The sequence below is a fragment of the Solibacillus sp. CAU 1738 genome (assembly GCF_039888725.1).
Lineage (GTDB): Bacteria > Bacillota > Bacilli > Bacillales_A > Planococcaceae > Metasolibacillus.
This window is the reverse complement of the sequence record NZ_JBDQQN010000002.1, coordinates 542,225-558,222: the sequence shown is the minus strand read 5'-3', so window position 1 is coordinate 558,222 and position 15,998 is coordinate 542,225. Positions and strand designations below refer to the sequence as shown.

The following is a 15,998-nucleotide window of genomic DNA, read 5'->3' as shown; positions in this document are numbered from 1 at the left end:
TTTTGACATCTTTTTTTATTTTACAAATAGGTTTCTGGATAAATGTGGATTTTAATCAATTGAAAATAGCAAAAGATTAATTTCTTAATTCAAAAATAGTTTGTTTTACTACTATGCAACCGAAATAAAGCGTGGTAATGAAAAATACTATAAATTTTTATGCCTTCCACATTATCATTGTGGAGTATTTATATATTGGACAATAATGAGTATCCTTATTTCCTATACTTTTAAATTGTCGATTATTAGAAGGTAATCCTTTCCTTTTGTCGAAATTAGTAGATTAAAAGGAGTGTTTTAATGTTAAAATTTAAATCTAATAGTAGTATAAAGAAAAAATTTATTCATAGTCTTGAAATGGCTAAAAAAATTATTGAAGATAATAAAAACATCTCGTTAGAATCTATTGATCACCCTATTTATAAAGTGATTAATATTTTTGCTATGGCGATTCAATCAGATTTACTGCGTAATGTAATAACAACACATGAATATGATATTCCAAAGCCAACAAGTTTATTTTATCCGGACTATGATTTATTGAAAAAACATAATATTAAATTGAAAATATATGATGGTGTAGATACATCTCGTAAAGTGGATATAGACTTTAGTAGGGATATGGTTTTATCATTACCTTGGTCGTCTAAAAGATTTCGAAGTGCTTTATTTAATTTAAAGAGGGGAGATTGGTTATATGATTCTATGAATCACAGAGCGGAATTTCTAGAGCCTTTTAAAATTGGAGTAATTATGAATGGAATTCATTCAAGCTCTATCGGGATTTTGAATAGACAAGGAAATATGCCAGCTCAAGTAATAGATTTGAGCAGTTTATTTGATTTAATTGAAACAGATGGTATTTATTATTACAGTAAAAAAAACAAGGGGAAAATTTCTAAAGTCAAGTATTTTGAAGAAGCAGTGATATTTGAAATAGGGAGATTAATAAACTCAAACAAATACTAGAGTACTATTAATAGATTATTTGATTATTATTCAAAAAATGTAAAATCCTAATTTTGGGAATTTAAAAAGGATGCGCAACTGCGGATCCTTTTTATTATGTAAAAGGAAGGTGTAATATGAAAACAGATACACTATATACATCACTTGTAGGCGGCTCCATGGCAGGGGTCGCTTATTTTGTTGGAGGAATTGACCATTTGATTAAAGCATTAATTATTTTTATGGCTATCGATTACGCACTAGGGTTAATGGTCGGTTTTACTCATAAAAATATTGAGAGTAAAAAGGCGTTTAAAGGTTTATTAAAAAAGGCAGCTATGATATTAATGGTCATTGCAGCAGTTCAGTTAGACTTAGCAACAGAGAGTGGAAGCTTCATGCGTAATGCTATGATACTGTTCCTTATTGGTTTGGAAGGTATCAGTATGATTGAAAACTTAGGTAAGCTCGGCATTCGTGTTCCTAAGTTTTTAGCTAATGCATTTTCGCAGTTGCAGATGGATAACGATGATAAGAAGGAGGGTAAACGATGATTAGCATTTCACCAGGACATTGGTTACCAGGTACAGGTGCCAAGGATATTATCGACGAAGTAACCGAAGCTCGTAAAGTTGCTAAACGCGTCACTGAAATATTACGTGCAACTGGTATAGCTGTAAATTACATCGAGGACAACGTATCTAAATCACAAGCTCAAAATCTAACTTACCTTGTATCGCAACATAATAAATCAACTCGCCAATTTGACGTAAGCATTCATTTTAATGCTTCAGCTGGTCGTCAAAATAGAGGTATAGGAACCGAAGTGCTTTATTACGACCAACAAACATTAGCTGCTAAAGTAAGTAAAGCGATGTCTAGTGCAACAGGTTTAATTGATCGTGGAGCTAAACAACGTAAAAAGTTAGCTTTCTTAGCTAATACAAATAAGGCGGCTATTTTATTAGAAGTTTGCTTTGTTAACAGTACAGTTGACGTAGCTATTTATAAACGAGATTTTGAAAAGCTATGCCAAGCGATTGCTAATGAATTAGCTACTGCTGTAGGGAAATCAATTAAGGAGCAAAATGTAGTTACTAATGAAATGAAATTCTCTAGTCCAACATTGAAAGCCGAAACCGAAACTACGCTTGCTAGTAAAATTTGTCGTCAAATCATTGTAGATGCAGCTATAGATGCTGGTGCCAATAAATCTGTTTGGCAAAAAAAGTTAGATGATGGCACGATTACAGATGCTGATTTGCTAGGTTTATCTGCCAAAGTTGTTGTGGGAATAAATAAAAAGCAATAGTAAGATAGCGGTATAGTTTGAAGAGAAAACAGAACTATATAAAGCGGTATTAACAAAAAACCAGCAAGGTAAAAATTAACCTTGCTGGTTTTCTTTTTTGGAATTATGAACATCAGATTGATCTGATTTAGTTTTAGTTTCAGGTAAATTAGCTTGTCCTGTACCATCATTTTTGTGGTTTTTAATCGATTCTTTGAAATAATTAAATATAAAAAATGGATCTCTTTGATAAACTGCTGTAATAAAATAAATGAACCAAAAAAGAGGTACTAGCCACCATAAACCTTGCCAAGCAAACTTTAAATTAACATTACTTAATTCAAGTGACGCCCCAATTAGGATAATAAAAACTAAGATACCGTGAATCAAAACAAGTGAGGGATGTTTTTCAAACAAAGTTCCATCCTTTTTACTTGTACTAGATAGACTTCTATCAGTTAACTTAGCTATTGCATTTAGTAAGAAAAATAGTATTAAAACAACTGAGGAAGCACCTATTGAACTTAAAATAAATATTTTTCCAATAGATAAGCCTATCGCATTGGCAAATAGACTTGTAAATCCTTGGATTGCCCCAAAAGCCCCCATTAATATTGCTGCAAAAATACCTAATATTGAAATGAATTGGGTCAACATATTTTTGTATTGAAGTTCTGCTGCGCTTTTTAACTGTGTAATTTGATTATTCAATTGAGAAAATTGATCGTTTAAATTATCATACTCAGATTGTAAATGCTCTATTTTTGTACTGGCAAATTTGGTGATTTGTATTAATGCTAGATCGATATGTCGTACTATTCTATAAAAATCCTTTTCGCAATTAGATAAATCGATATTAGGTACTTCAGAAGTAGTATCAGATTCTCTTTCTAGAAGGTCTGTAGCAGACATCTGAGATATTGTAGCTTGTTTAAGAAAATATTGTCTACCATATGTTTTTAGTCTGGTTGTAAAATCAAAATATAACTCTTCTGGAGTTTCTATAAAAACAAATTCAGTAATTTTGTCATACGGAATTAATTCATTGTCGAATCTAGTCTTTGAAATGGTAATAATGAATTCTTCAATTCTAGTTTGCAAAAGAGATCCATTACCTACTGTTCCACTTTGGGAATTTTGAGATAGAGAATCCAAACTTTGTCGTAAATTAGCTAAACCATCTATTCTAATACCAGAACTTGATTCTGTTTTGAGTAAGTTAGGGAAATTGAGTAATAGATCTCTAAAACGGTCTAAAAACTGCTCTTCGCTTATTTCTCTCATGAAACAAAATCTTCCCATATTTCTTTTAAAGTATAGCTTTCAACATATCTACGATTTAGAATTTCTGCTTTATAATCCGCCCATGATGACAACTGATGTGAAAGTTCAACCAAATCAAAAACGTTAATTTTTAATAATTGCTCTATATTTGAATCTAAACTTGATAATTCAGCTGTATAACGTCCTTGTTCTGTGATCGGTTTATCTTTAAATTGACATAATTCATAGTAAACGGTTTCAACAACTGGACCGTATCTCCACTTTTCGAACGGCATATCATAAATTTTTTCGGCAAGTGCATCAATACCATTATCTTGTAAATGAAAACCTAAGGTAAAAAACATAACTTTTTGAACTTGTAAATTAGTTACAGGTAAATTTTTATTAGCCCCAATAGCAATAACGTGGTCAGCTAAAGATCTCATACCTACCATAAAAACTCCTCCTCTCAAATGGAAGATAAGGTCATATATATAGATATATATATGACTATGTAATATTACTAAATTACACCAACACAACCATAATGTAAACATTTGGGCTAAAATAAATGAGATTGAATCTCAAAGCCTTCTATTTACGTTTTTTTGTATAGAACATTTGTTCTTATTATAACATATTCTTATAATTATTTCCAGTTAGCTTTTATTGTTAAAATAAGAACTAATGTTCTATAATAAGTAAATATGAAAATAAATGTTTGTATAAGGAGTTGGCATCATGAAAGAACAGCTAATAAAAGCAATGCAGCGTAATCAATTGGTGGACATTATGTATTTTGCTAAAGATGGCGTTATCAGTAAACGCCGAATCCAAATTGTTAAAATGATTGGCGAAAAGTTGCAAGCGTACTGTTTCGTTAAACACGCTAAACGTACTTTTATTATTGATAATGTTCTTGCTGTTTCGCCAGTGACTTATAAAGAACGTGATGTTATATGATTACAAACGAGCAACGACAGCTTATACATCAATTTGTTGTAATTGATATGGCCCAACGTTCGATAAAAAGCGATATTGAGCTATATGAAAAATACACCGATCGCCTGAAGATGACTAAAATATATATGAAGATAATCAATGAATTGGCGGAATCAATACACCAGGAGTACCACAACATAAAACGTTTGCTCAATTTGAATAAAATACAAGTCGGCAGATGGCAACGAGTAGATGATACACATAGTAATTACTATTATATATATCAAGGAATTGAAGATGCTCTAATGTACAATAACTTACAATTGAAAAATGAGGTTGAAAATATGCTCATTCAGCGATTGACTGGATGAGTTTTTGTATGAAAAAAAGCCACTCGCTTGAGTGACTATCTTCTATTATAAATAATTGTTTGCATCGATATAATTGGTATATAAATTCTTATATTATCGAAGTGTCCAAAGGTGCCCAAAAGGTGCCCAAAAGTAAATCGAATTATATAAACTCAACAAATTAATATGAAACGTAAATTCAAAAAGACATAAAAAACCTTAGTTTTATTAGTAGGATATCAATGCATAGAAGTGTATAGCGCCTACATTATAGCGTCCCAGGAAGTTGCTCTTAATATATACTTTTTAAAAATTAAATACACCTTAGCCCCTATAGCACAAAGTTTTAGGGGTTTTTTATTTGTGCAATGAAATAAATTATTAATTTAAGTACCCATTTAGTTAGTAATAATGAATCCTCCATACGGAATAAGGAATAATAATTCTACGCTTCTTTTCCTAAAAAACTCTAGTATAGTGGACTGTTTTGAGACTATGATTTTATGTTTTTTGTCTGTAAGCTTTAAAAGCAGTTTTTAAGGATGCATAACTTCCTATTGCTGCGTATCCATAAAACCATCCCATAAATATTCCGGCGAGTAAATTATGTCTATGGCTAATAAAAATCGAAATAATTAAGCCTATGATTAAAGCTATTGGGGGAACCCAATAAGGTTTAATACGAAAAAATATTTTTAAGAGTTGAGTAATTATCATAATAACAGGAATGGCTATTATTGCATCCCAAAAATTTGTATGTATTACCGGAAAGTATTCCATAACTACACCTCAATTTAAAATATTTATTATTAATTGTTTGCTTTAATAAATTTTTTATACTTATCAAATTAGAAAATGGAGAATGTTTAAATCTCACAATAAATTTCTAATGGAATGTACCTTATTTACTTGAGTGGGGTCGTACCTCGAATGCTATTACATCTATTGGCGTATCTAGTTATCGCCGAGCTTGGCAATGAAATCCATTGCAGGATGGATTGATACGGAAGAACAGTTTAAGCAACTCCAAAAATTGGTTGTATTGTTGGACAAGGCTATTATTTTTATAAACTAATGCAAATACATGAAATTGATGTATTACTTGAAGAAAAAGAGAAAGAATAATGATTGAAAATACCTTTGCTCCGAGAAAATTTATGGTAATTAAATATTAACTTGAATCATTGTTTACATTCTAGTGAAAGTCGTCTACTATCATGTAGTAGAGCTGAACAAAAGCTGTTTTTACTACTTACATATAAACGTTAGTCAAAGGAGATTAATTTATGTCAGATTTACAAAATTCACGTTTAGAAAAAGATTTTTTAGGGGAGCGTGAATTACCGAAAGATGTGTATTATGGCATTCAAACATTGCGCGCAACCGAAAACTTTCCAATTACTGGTTTATCACTCCACGCTTCACTTATCAAAGCAATGGGGATAGTAAAAAAAGCAGCGGCACTTGGTAATATGGAAGTTGAACTTTTGCCAAAAGAAATTGGTGTTCCAATCGTCATTGCTTCAGATGAAGTAATTGAAGGAAAATGGGACGCACAATTTATCGTAGACCCAATTCAAGGCGGTGCAGGTACGTCAATAAATATGAATACAAATGAAGTAATCGCAAACCGAGCACTTGAAATTTTAGGTAAAGAAAAAGGCGATTACAAAACGATTAGCCCTAATAACCATGTCAATATGTCACAATCGACAAACGATGCTTTCCCAACGGCTATTCATATTGCAGTCTTAACATTAGTTGAAGATTTGTTAGAGACAATGCAGCATATGCAAAATGTCTTTGAAGACAAAGCAAAACAATTTGCGCATGTTATTAAAATGGGAAGAACACATTTACAAGATGCAGTACCAATTCGTCTTGGACAAGAGTTTGAAGCATATAGTCGTGTAATCGGTCGTGATATTAAGCGAATCGCGCAAACACGTGAGCATTTATATGAAGTAAACATGGGAGCGACAGCAGTCGGAACAGGGTTGAACGCTGTACCTTCTTATATTCAAGCAGTAGCGAATCATCTGGCAGAAATTTCAGGCTTCCCATTAACAGGAGCGACGCATTTAGTTGATGCAACACAAAATACAGATGCATATACTGAAGTTTCCAGTGCCTTGAAAATTTGTATGATTAACATGTCTAAAATTTCCAATGACTTACGTTTAATGGCGTCAGGTCCTCGTGCAGGTTTGGGTGAAATTACTTTGCCAGCTCGCCAACCAGGATCTTCTATTATGCCTGGTAAAGTCAATCCGGTTATGCCGGAAGTATTAAACCAAGTAGCCTTCCAAGTAATCGGTAATGACCATACAATTTCGATGGCATCAGAAGCGGGTCAGTTAGAACTAAACGTTATGGAACCAGTACTTGTCTTTAACTTAATTCAATCGTTAAGCATTATGAACAACGTATTTCATGCGTTTACAGAACATTGCTTGAAAGATATCGAAGCAAATGAAGCACGTATGAAGGAATATGTAGAGAAAAGTGTCGGCGTATTAACGGCGGTCAATCCGCATATTGGTTATGAAGTAGCAGCACGCCTTGCTAGAGAGGCTATTATAACAGGGCGTTCAATTCGTGAATTATGTATTGCTGAAGGCGTATTAACTGCAGAACAGCTTGATTTAATTTTAGATCCTTATGAGATGACCCATCCTGGTATCGCTGGATCAAGTATTCTAAAACATAAATAACAAACGTTTCCCCCCTCCTATCACCATTTAGGCGAGTGCCGCATAGACTAAGGCGAGCCACATAGGAAGGGGGAATTTTCGTTGAAACGATTACGTCAAATTGTGACAAAGGCGGTCGTAGCTAAGGGGAAACAGCGCACGGAATGTACTGAAACGCTATGTCCACCAAATACACCGACGAGTATATTAGGTTGTTGGGTAATTAACCATCAATACCAGGCGAAAAAAGTAGGGAAATTTGTAGAGGTGTCTGGTAAATTTGATGTCAATGTATGGTATGCATATAGTCAACACTCGAAAACGGCGGTTTACACAGAAACAGTAACTTATCGCGATCGGATCAAATTGAAATATCGTGATGAAAATGTGAAAGATTCGAATGAGGTGCATACAACAGTTTTACAACAACCGAACTGTATTGAGGCGATCATTACACCATGCGGAGAAAAGTTCCAAGTTGTTATCGAACGTGAATTTTTAGTTGAAGTAATTGGTGAAACGACGATATGTATTCATGTACATCCACTTGAATTCGAGGATGAGTGGGATTTTGCAGAGTCTTCATCAAGCTCTTCATCATCGTCATCAAGCTCATCATCTTCATCGAGTTCATCTAGTAACAAAAATGAAATAGAATCGTCATCATTTCGTTAATTGAATGCGCTCAAATGTCTGCAAAAAGTAGATATGCGAGCGCTCTTTTTAATTTTTCTATATAATGAGAAGTACAAACAAAGCAAGAGAGGTAATATCATGACTACTTATACGCCAATGATGCAACAGTATTTATTAATAAAAGAAGATTATAAGGATGCCTTTGTTTTTTTTCGTTTAGGCGACTTTTATGAATTATTTTTTGAAGATGCAATAAATGCATCGCAATTACTTGAAATTACATTAACGAGCCGAGATGCAGGGAGTAAGGATCGTATTCCGATGTGCGGTGTACCTCATCACTCAGCGAAAAATTATATAGAAACATTAGTTGCAAAAGGTTATAAAGTTGCTATTTGTGAACAAACCGAAGATCCAAAGACTGCAAAAGGTGTGGTTAAGCGAGAGGTCGTTCAGCTCATAACACCAGGTACGATTATGGAAGGTAAGACAATAGACGGCAAAACAAATCATTTTATCGCAGCTGCAGAGCGTATATCGAGCATGGAAGTAGCGTTTGTTACTTTAGATGTTTCAACGGGTGAAGCGACGGGATCTATTATTGAAGGTGGAACAAAAGAAGTACTGCAACATTTACAAGCGTATACGATTCGAGAGCTAATTGTTAGTGATACATTACAAGTTGAAATGAAAGATATTGCGGCAAATATAGGTGTCGTGTTATCTATAGAAAACGAAGAAATGTCAGCTGCACAGCAGTTTGTTAAAGGGTTGCCAGAAATTATCCAGCCTGTTGCAAAAAAATTGCTACGCTATATTGAACGTACACAAATGCGTTCATTATCACATATTCAAGCATTCAGTTATATAGAAACAACAAATTATTTACGTATTGATGCAAATTCAAAACGTAATTTAGAGCTCATTCAATCAATTCGTGGCAGCGATCAAAAAGGTACACTTTTATGGCTACTAGACGAGACAGTAACAGCGATGGGGGGGCGGAAATTAAAACAGTGGCTTCATCAACCACTCGCAAACCGTGCACAAATCGAAGCACGCCATTCAATTGTCGAGCATTTATTAGAAGATTTTTTCATACGTGAAGACTTACGTGAACGCTTAAAACAAGTTTATGATTTAGAGCGCTTAGCAGGGCGAGTAGCTTTCGGTACGGTTGGTGGTCGTGATTTAGCACAGCTACGTGAATCACTACGTCAAGTGCCAGCTATCCGTGAGCAGCTTACAGCAAGTGATAAAGAAATATTCCAACAGCTTGGGTTGGCTCTTGATCTATGTGAGGATATTGAAAGCTTATTAAGTACAGCGATTACTGATCACCCGCCAATTTCAATAAAAGAGGGCGATGTCATTCGCGATGGATATAATGAGCGCTTAGATGAACTACGTTATGCATCAAGAAACGGCAAAGATTGGATTGCCCAATTAGAACAAAGAGAACGTGAGCTTACAGGTATTAAAAACTTGAAAATTGGCTATAACCGCATATTTGGTTATTATATCGAAATTACAAAATCAAATATTGCGAATGTCGATTTAACACGTTATGAACGGAAGCAAACTTTAGCGAATGCAGAGCGTTATATTACTGATGAATTAAAAGAAAAGGAAGCACTAATTTTAAATGCGGAGGAACAAAGCTTAGCATTAGAATATGATTTATTTGTAGCACTTCGCGAGCAATTAAAGGTGTTTATTCCGCGTGTACAAGCGCTAGCTGCACAAATTAGTGAGCTTGATGTTTTTATGAGTTTTGCAGTAGTAACTGAAAAATATCGCTTCGTTAAACCTACATTCCATGAGGGACGGGCACTGTCTATTAAAGAAGGCCGTCACCCTGTCGTTGAGAAAATGCTAAATAAGCAAATGTATGTACCAAACGATTGTGTCTTACCGAATGAGCAAAATATGATGCTCATTACAGGTCCAAATATGTCGGGTAAAAGTACGTATATGCGCCAAGTAGCATTAATTGTTGTGCTTGCGCAAATGGGCTGTTACGTACCTGCTGAATCAGCGCATTTACCAATAACAGATCAAATATTTACACGTATTGGTGCAGCAGATGATCTAGCAGCAGGACAATCAACCTTTATGGTCGAAATGTTAGAATCACAGCATGCGATTACACATGCAACAGCGAGTAGCTTACTATTATTTGATGAAATTGGGCGCGGTACTTCCACATACGATGGAATGAGCTTAGCGCAATCAATGATGGAATATATTCATAATAATATCGGTGCAAATACTTTATTCTCTACTCATTATCATGAATTAACAGAGCTAGATCAGGAGCTAGAACGTCTGCAAAATGTGCATGTGAGCGCAACAGAGCAAGACGGTAAAGTTGTGTTCTTGCATAAAGTAAAGCAAGGTGCAGCAGATAAAAGCTACGGAGTCCATGTAGCTGAATTAGCTAATATGCCAAATGAAATAATTGAGCGCGCACGTATATTATTAGCTCAGTTTGAAGCAAAGGACGAGCACCTATTACGACCAACTCTTCACGACGAGTTGGTTGTAAACGAGCCAACGACTGCTCAACAAGCAGCTACTATTCAAGAAGGTGAGCAGCTCTCGTTATTTACAGAAGTTCCAGCAGTGTCTGACGCGGAGAAGGATGTATTAGATGTGCTGTCTAAATTAAATATAATGAGTACGACACCAATGCAAGCGATGACGACTCTATATGAATTACAGCAAAAACTTTTAAATAAGTAAGAGGTGAACCACATGGGGAAAATTCAAATAATGGATGAATGGTTGTCGAATAAAATTGCTGCCGGAGAAGTAGTTGAGCGCCCTGCATCAGTCGTGAAAGAGCTAGTCGAAAACGCAATTGATGCAGGTAGTACAACAATTGAAGTTTTCCTTGAGGAAGCCGGACTTACATCGATTCAAGTAGTTGATAATGGAAGTGGGATGGATGAAGAGGATGCCATGAAATCTTTTTCACGCCATGCCACATCTAAAATTGAAAAAGAACAAGATTTATTTCGCATACGCACACTTGGTTTCCGCGGTGAGGCATTAGCGTCGATTGCTTCAGTATCAAAAGTCACTCTAAAAACATCTAATGGCATAAGTGGTATCGAGTTGTCGCTTGAAGGCGGGCATGTAAAAGAGCAAAAGCCTACTGCACTTAGAAAAGGTACAGATTTAACCGTTGCACAGCTATTTTTCAATACGCCAGCACGCTTAAAATATTTAAAAACAATTCAAACCGAGCTCGGCCATTCGATAGATTTACTAAATCGTCTTGCACTTGGGAATCCGCAAATCGCTTTTAAACTCGTGCATAATGGGCAACCTTTATTGCAAACGAACGGACGCAGTAATGTGCAGCAAGTATTAGCTTCAATTTACGGGGCGCAAAATGCGAAAAAAATGATCGCTTTTAACGGTGAAACAAGTGACTATAAAGTACATGGTTTTGCGACATTGCCTGAAATTACACGTGCATCGAAAAATTATATGTCCATTTTTGTGAATGGGCGCTGGGTCAAGCATTATTTAGTGCAAAAGGCTATAGTCGACGCCTACCATACGTTTTTGCCGATTGAGCGTTATCCAATTGTTGTGTTGTATATTGAGGGGGACCCGCAGCTGACAGACGTCAATGTACATCCAGCAAAGCATCAAGTACGCTTAAGTAAAGAGCCAGAACTGTTGCAATTAATTGAGCAAACAATTCGCGAAGCTGTTCGTGCTAGCGTGCGTGTTCCATTAGCCGCAAAGCAAGAAAAGCCGGTTAGAGTACCGAGTGAGCAAATGAATATTTGGAAGCCAGCCCCTACTTTTAATGAAGAAAAAATGAACGCGGTTGTGGACAAATTGACTGCTAACCAAGTTGTGAAAGAGCCATTTGTTGGAGAACCGGTAGTACCAACTAAAGTTGAAACAGATTGGTATCCAAACATTTCGGAACAAGTGAAAGAACCAGGGCAGCAAATAGAAAATAAAATGTTCGAAGAGCCGTTAACTGAAACTGAAAAGAAAGAGCCTTTCCCCCAGCTAGAAATTGTTGGCCAAATTCACGGTACTTATATCATTGCCCAAATGGAAGACGGCTTTTATTTAATTGATCAGCATGCGGCACAGGAACGTATAAAATATGAATATTTTCGTGAAAAAGTAGGGGATGTCAATCCAAATGAACGACAATCCCTGCTTTTACCACTAACCTTCCATTATGCTGCTGATGAGGCATTAATATTAAAAGAATATACGGCAGCCTTACAAGAAGTAGGTGTTTATTTAGAAGAGTTTGGGCAATCATCATTTGTTGTTAGGGAATATCCTACATGGTTCCCAAAAGGCTTTGAACAAGAAATTATTGAAGAATTAATAGAACAAGTGTTAAAAACGCGCAAAACCGATATTAAAAAATTGCGTGAAGAAGCTGCTATTATGATGAGTTGCAAAAAATCAATTAAAGCGAATTATTATTTAACAAAGGAGCAAATGGTGCAGCTGCTTGATGATTTACGCGCCGCTGATAATCCGTTTACATGCCCTCATGGAAGACCGGTGCTTATTCATTTCTCAACTTATGAGGTTGAAAAAATGTTTAAACGTGTAATGTAGAAAGGGTGATGGTATGAAAAAGCTTGAACAATTTGTTACGATGCGAGACGGACAAGAAATTTTTGTGCGAATATTTGAACCTGAGCATACAATAGGCCATTTTCATATTTTACATGGAATGGGCGAGCATTCAGGACGTTATGAAAGTTTTGCTGAAATGCTTTGTGATCACGGTTTTTTCGTATCGATGCACGATCACCGTGGTCACGGTCATACAGCTAAAGGAGACTACGGTTACTTCGCAGATGAACTGGGCTTCCATAAAGTTGTAACAGATGTACTTGAAGTGCTAAAGTATGTGCGCATGCGCGTAGATGTCCCTCTTACACTATTCGGACATAGTATGGGTTCCTTTATCGCAAGACGATTTATTCAGTTATATAGTAATCAAGTAGACCGGTGCATTCTTTGTGGTACAGGCACAACTACGGCTTTACATATCGCGGGCAATAAATTGGCGCTTGCTCTTGTTAAAACACAAGGACCGCGAATGGAAAGCAAGCTTATGAATGATTTAAGCTTTGGTAGTTTTAATAAAGCATTTAAGCTTCCGAAAACTGCATTTGACTGGCTATGTAGCGACGAAAAAGAAGTCCAAAAATATATTGATGACCCAATGTGCGGTTTTATTGCAACGAATCAATTTTTTGCTGATTTAACTGAAGGACTGCTACTTATTAATCGAAAAGAAGAAATATCGCGTATGCGTACAGATTTGCCAATATTATTTATTAGCGGTAGTGAAGATCCTGTTGGCAACGCTGGGCAAGGTGTTTTCAAAGTAGCGAGTAAAATGACAGAAGTCGGTATGGAAAATGTGGGCGTATATTTATTTGAAGGGATGCGTCACGAAATTTTAAACGAAAAAAATAAACAACATGTATATGATGTAATAATACGGTGGTTAAAACATGATAAACAAAAAATATGATGTCGTTGCTATAATTGGACCTACTGCATCAGGGAAAACGGCATTAAGTATCCGCCTTGCGAAATTTCTAGATGGAGAAGTGATTAATGGTGATTCGATGCAAGTGTATAAGCAGCTCGATATCGGGACGGCAAAAATAACGGAACAGGAAATGGAAGGCGTAGTGCACCATTTACTTAATATTAAAGAGCCAACTGATAGCTTTTCTGTTGCCGAATACCAGCAGCTTGTGCGTGAGAAAATTGCCGAAATCCAATCCCGCGGGAAAATGCCAATTATCGTAGGAGGTACAGGGCTTTATGTACAGTCTGTGCTATATGATTTCCAATTTACAAAGGAAGAGGTAGATGAAGAGGCGCGCGCGGCATATTATGAAGAGCTTGCAAAAATTGGACCAGAGGAAATGCATGCAAAGCTTGTTGCGCTCGATCCTGACACTGCGAAGGACATTCACCCGAACAATACGAGAAGGGTCATCCGTGCACTTGAAATGGTAGAACTAAGTGGCACATCAAAAGCTGCAGAAGAGCATAATCGAGGGGATATCGCACTTTATAATCATCTCATTATCGGCATGGATATGGATCGTGAATTATTATATGAACGCATTAATTTACGTGTGGATTTGATGATTGAAAAAGGGTTAATTGAGGAAGTGAAAGCTTTGTACGATGCAGGTATTCGTGATGTGCAATCAATTAAAGCTATTGGCTATAAAGAATTATACGCATATTTTGATGGTTTTTTAACATTGGAAGAAGCAGTTGAACAAATTAAGCAAAACTCAAGACGTTATGCGAAGCGCCAGCTAACGTATTTCCGCAATAAGATGGATGTACAATGGATCGGTAATGATTGGGATAAAATAAAATCCCTTTTCTAATATTTTCTAATTTTTTGCAGGAGAATTTCTATTAATGCCGAATATGAGTGTAGTAAATAGAATAGAGAAGGGGGCGCTTTCATGAAATCAATCAATTTACAAGATACGTTTTTAAATCAACTTCGGAAAAATAATGTTTTCGTTACCGTGTTTTTATTAAACGGATTCCAATTAAAAGGCTTAGTAAAGTCTTATGATAATTTTACGGTATTGTTAGAATCTGAAGGGAAGCAGAATCTTATTTATAAACATGCGATTTCTACATTTGTTCCGGCTAAAGCAATAGGGATAAATTCTAACGAGGCAGAAGAATAATGTAAATTCATCACACTAGAAACATTTTTTTGTTTCACTTATAATGGACAAGTGAATGTAGAAAATTGGAGGCTAGTAATTGTGAAATCAATGACAACTGATGAGTTATTAAATTTATTCGATGCAAATGAAGAGTTCAACGTAATTGATGTACGCGAAGATTTTGAAGTGGAGGACGGCATGATTCCTGGTGCCATTCATATCCCGCTAGGTTCAATTCCGGAACGTACTGCTGAGCTAGATCCAGCTAAAGCATATATTGTTGTCTGTAAAGGCGGCGTTCGTAGTGCTAATGCTTGTGAATACTTAGAGTCTCAAGGCTTTGATGTTACAAACCTTGAGGGTGGTATGTTAGCATATGATGGAGAATTAGAGTTTAAATAAAAGTGTAAAGCACACAAGTAGATTTCTCTACTATTTGTGTGCTTTTTCTTGTGCAATTTTTAATTTTTTACGAGGTAAACTCCAACCGTGTAAATACGACATTACACGTAAAAATGTTACGATTACAAACATTGTATATAAGAAGATATCACCTGTGAATATTTGTAAACCTACAATTAATCCTGCACCAGCTGCCCACATTGCATAAATTTCATCTTGCAATATAGTGGGTTTTCTTCCGGCGAGCATATCACGTACTATGCCTCCCCCAGAACCTGTTAGTAAAGCTGCGACAATGACTGCGCTTAATGGCAGCTGTAATTTAACAGCGTACATAGCCCCTTGTACGGCAAATGCGGCTAGACCGATTGCATCAGAAAAATTTCCCCATTTATGCCAATGCTTAATTAAATGATGTGGTACTAAAAAGAAAATAGTAATCGCTGCAAGGGCGATTTGGAACATCATTTCCTGACTCCATAAAGTGGAAACTGGTAATCCTATTAATAGATTACGAATTGCTCCGCCCCCAAATGCAGTAACGATTCCTAGTAAATAGACACCGAATAAATCATACTCTTCCTCCATTGCCACAATGGCACCAGACAATGCAAATGCAATCGTCCCAATAATACTAAAAAACTCCCAAGCCATTTCCTAACCCCTTTACAAATAATCCACAATTTCGAGCATATCAAGGAAGTATGTTTTCGTAAAGCATAATATTTATATGCGAAACGGTTGACGCACT

General features: G+C 35.8%; 17 protein-coding genes. 13 read left to right on the top strand and 4 right to left on the bottom strand.

The window, feature by feature from the left end; all coding sequences use genetic code 11:
- Positions 1-300 precede the first annotated feature (300 nt).
- The 3 genes from AAFN87_RS07880 to AAFN87_RS07870 all read left to right on the top strand — a co-directional run bounded on the left by AAFN87_RS07880 (position 301) and on the right by AAFN87_RS07870 (position 2,260).
- Positions 301-969 (top strand): DUF6710 family protein, encoded by a 669-nt coding sequence (locus tag AAFN87_RS07880; protein ID WP_347790492.1) that lies wholly within the window; start codon positions 301-303, stop codon positions 967-969.
- Between the two features lie 116 nt (positions 970-1,085).
- On the top strand, positions 1,086-1,502 hold the full coding sequence (locus AAFN87_RS07875) for a phage holin family protein (RefSeq protein WP_347790491.1): 417 nt from the start codon (positions 1,086-1,088) through the stop codon (positions 1,500-1,502).
- The gene (locus tag AAFN87_RS07870) at positions 1,499-2,260 is read left to right on the top strand and encodes an N-acetylmuramoyl-L-alanine amidase (RefSeq protein ID WP_347790490.1); all 762 of its coding nucleotides are present in this window, start codon (positions 1,499-1,501) and stop codon (positions 2,258-2,260) included. The genes AAFN87_RS07875 and AAFN87_RS07870 overlap by 4 nt, the downstream gene beginning before the upstream one ends.
- Positions 2,261-2,335: 75 nt before the next feature.
- On the opposite strand, the gene AAFN87_RS07865 is transcribed toward AAFN87_RS07870, so the two are convergent.
- Positions 2,336-3,523 (bottom strand): hypothetical protein, encoded by a 1,188-nt coding sequence (locus tag AAFN87_RS07865; RefSeq protein WP_347790489.1) that lies wholly within the window; start codon positions 3,521-3,523, stop codon positions 2,336-2,338.
- Positions 3,520-3,957, bottom strand: coding sequence for a Panacea domain-containing protein (locus AAFN87_RS07860; RefSeq protein ID WP_347790488.1), 438 nt, complete (start codon positions 3,955-3,957; stop codon positions 3,520-3,522). The genes AAFN87_RS07865 and AAFN87_RS07860 overlap by 4 nt, the downstream gene beginning before the upstream one ends.
- A gap of 286 nt (positions 3,958-4,243) precedes the next feature.
- Here AAFN87_RS07860 and AAFN87_RS07855 point away from each other — a divergent pair, with 286 nt between their 5' ends.
- Entirely contained in the window at positions 4,244-4,465 is a 222-nt protein-coding gene (locus tag AAFN87_RS07855) for a transcriptional regulator (RefSeq protein WP_347790487.1), read from the top strand.
- On the top strand, positions 4,462-4,815 hold the full coding sequence (locus AAFN87_RS07850) for a YhjD family protein (RefSeq protein WP_347790486.1): 354 nt from the start codon (positions 4,462-4,464) through the stop codon (positions 4,813-4,815). Before AAFN87_RS07855 ends, AAFN87_RS07850 begins: the two co-directional genes overlap by 4 nt.
- Before the next feature lie 480 nt (positions 4,816-5,295).
- Here AAFN87_RS07850 and AAFN87_RS07845 read toward each other — a convergent pair whose 3' ends face one another.
- On the bottom strand, positions 5,296-5,574 hold the full coding sequence (locus AAFN87_RS07845; protein WP_347790485.1) for a hypothetical protein: 279 nt from the start codon (positions 5,572-5,574) through the stop codon (positions 5,296-5,298).
- A 506-nt stretch (positions 5,575-6,080) separates the two neighbouring features.
- Between AAFN87_RS07845 and aspA the strand changes: the two genes are divergently transcribed.
- From aspA to AAFN87_RS07805, 8 genes are all read left to right on the top strand, one after another.
- Complete coding sequence (aspA, locus tag AAFN87_RS07840) at positions 6,081-7,508, top strand: aspartate ammonia-lyase (protein WP_347790484.1); 1,428 nt, start codon at positions 6,081-6,083, stop codon at positions 7,506-7,508.
- A gap of 81 nt (positions 7,509-7,589) precedes the next feature.
- Positions 7,590-8,162, top strand: a complete 573-nt coding sequence (gene cotE / locus AAFN87_RS07835) for an outer spore coat protein CotE (protein ID WP_347790483.1) — start codon at positions 7,590-7,592, stop codon at positions 8,160-8,162.
- Positions 8,163-8,261: 99 nt separating this feature from the next.
- Positions 8,262-10,868 (top strand): DNA mismatch repair protein MutS, encoded by a 2,607-nt coding sequence (gene mutS / locus AAFN87_RS07830; RefSeq protein WP_347790482.1) that lies wholly within the window; start codon positions 8,262-8,264, stop codon positions 10,866-10,868.
- A 12-nt stretch (positions 10,869-10,880) separates the two neighbouring features.
- The gene (gene mutL, locus AAFN87_RS07825) at positions 10,881-12,734 is read left to right on the top strand and encodes a DNA mismatch repair endonuclease MutL (protein ID WP_347790481.1); all 1,854 of its coding nucleotides are present in this window, start codon (positions 10,881-10,883) and stop codon (positions 12,732-12,734) included.
- A 13-nt stretch (positions 12,735-12,747) separates the two neighbouring features.
- Positions 12,748-13,665, top strand: coding sequence for an alpha/beta hydrolase (locus AAFN87_RS07820; protein ID WP_347790480.1), 918 nt, complete (start codon positions 12,748-12,750; stop codon positions 13,663-13,665).
- On the top strand, positions 13,646-14,548 hold the full coding sequence (gene miaA, locus AAFN87_RS07815; protein WP_347790479.1) for a tRNA (adenosine(37)-N6)-dimethylallyltransferase MiaA: 903 nt from the start codon (positions 13,646-13,648) through the stop codon (positions 14,546-14,548). Before AAFN87_RS07820 ends, miaA begins: the two co-directional genes overlap by 20 nt.
- Positions 14,549-14,629: 81 nt before the next feature.
- Positions 14,630-14,863 carry an RNA chaperone Hfq gene (gene hfq, locus AAFN87_RS07810; protein WP_347790478.1) on the top strand — a complete coding sequence of 78 codons (234 nt, stop codon included), beginning with the start codon at positions 14,630-14,632 and terminating at the stop codon, positions 14,861-14,863.
- Between the two features lie 81 nt (positions 14,864-14,944).
- On the top strand, positions 14,945-15,247 hold the full coding sequence (locus tag AAFN87_RS07805) for a rhodanese-like domain-containing protein (protein ID WP_347790477.1): 303 nt from the start codon (positions 14,945-14,947) through the stop codon (positions 15,245-15,247).
- 30 nt (positions 15,248-15,277) lie between these two features.
- On the opposite strand, the gene AAFN87_RS07800 is transcribed toward AAFN87_RS07805, so the two are convergent.
- Entirely contained in the window at positions 15,278-15,901 is a 624-nt protein-coding gene (locus AAFN87_RS07800; RefSeq protein WP_347790476.1) for a trimeric intracellular cation channel family protein, read from the bottom strand.
- Positions 15,902-15,998: the final 97 nt, after the last annotated feature.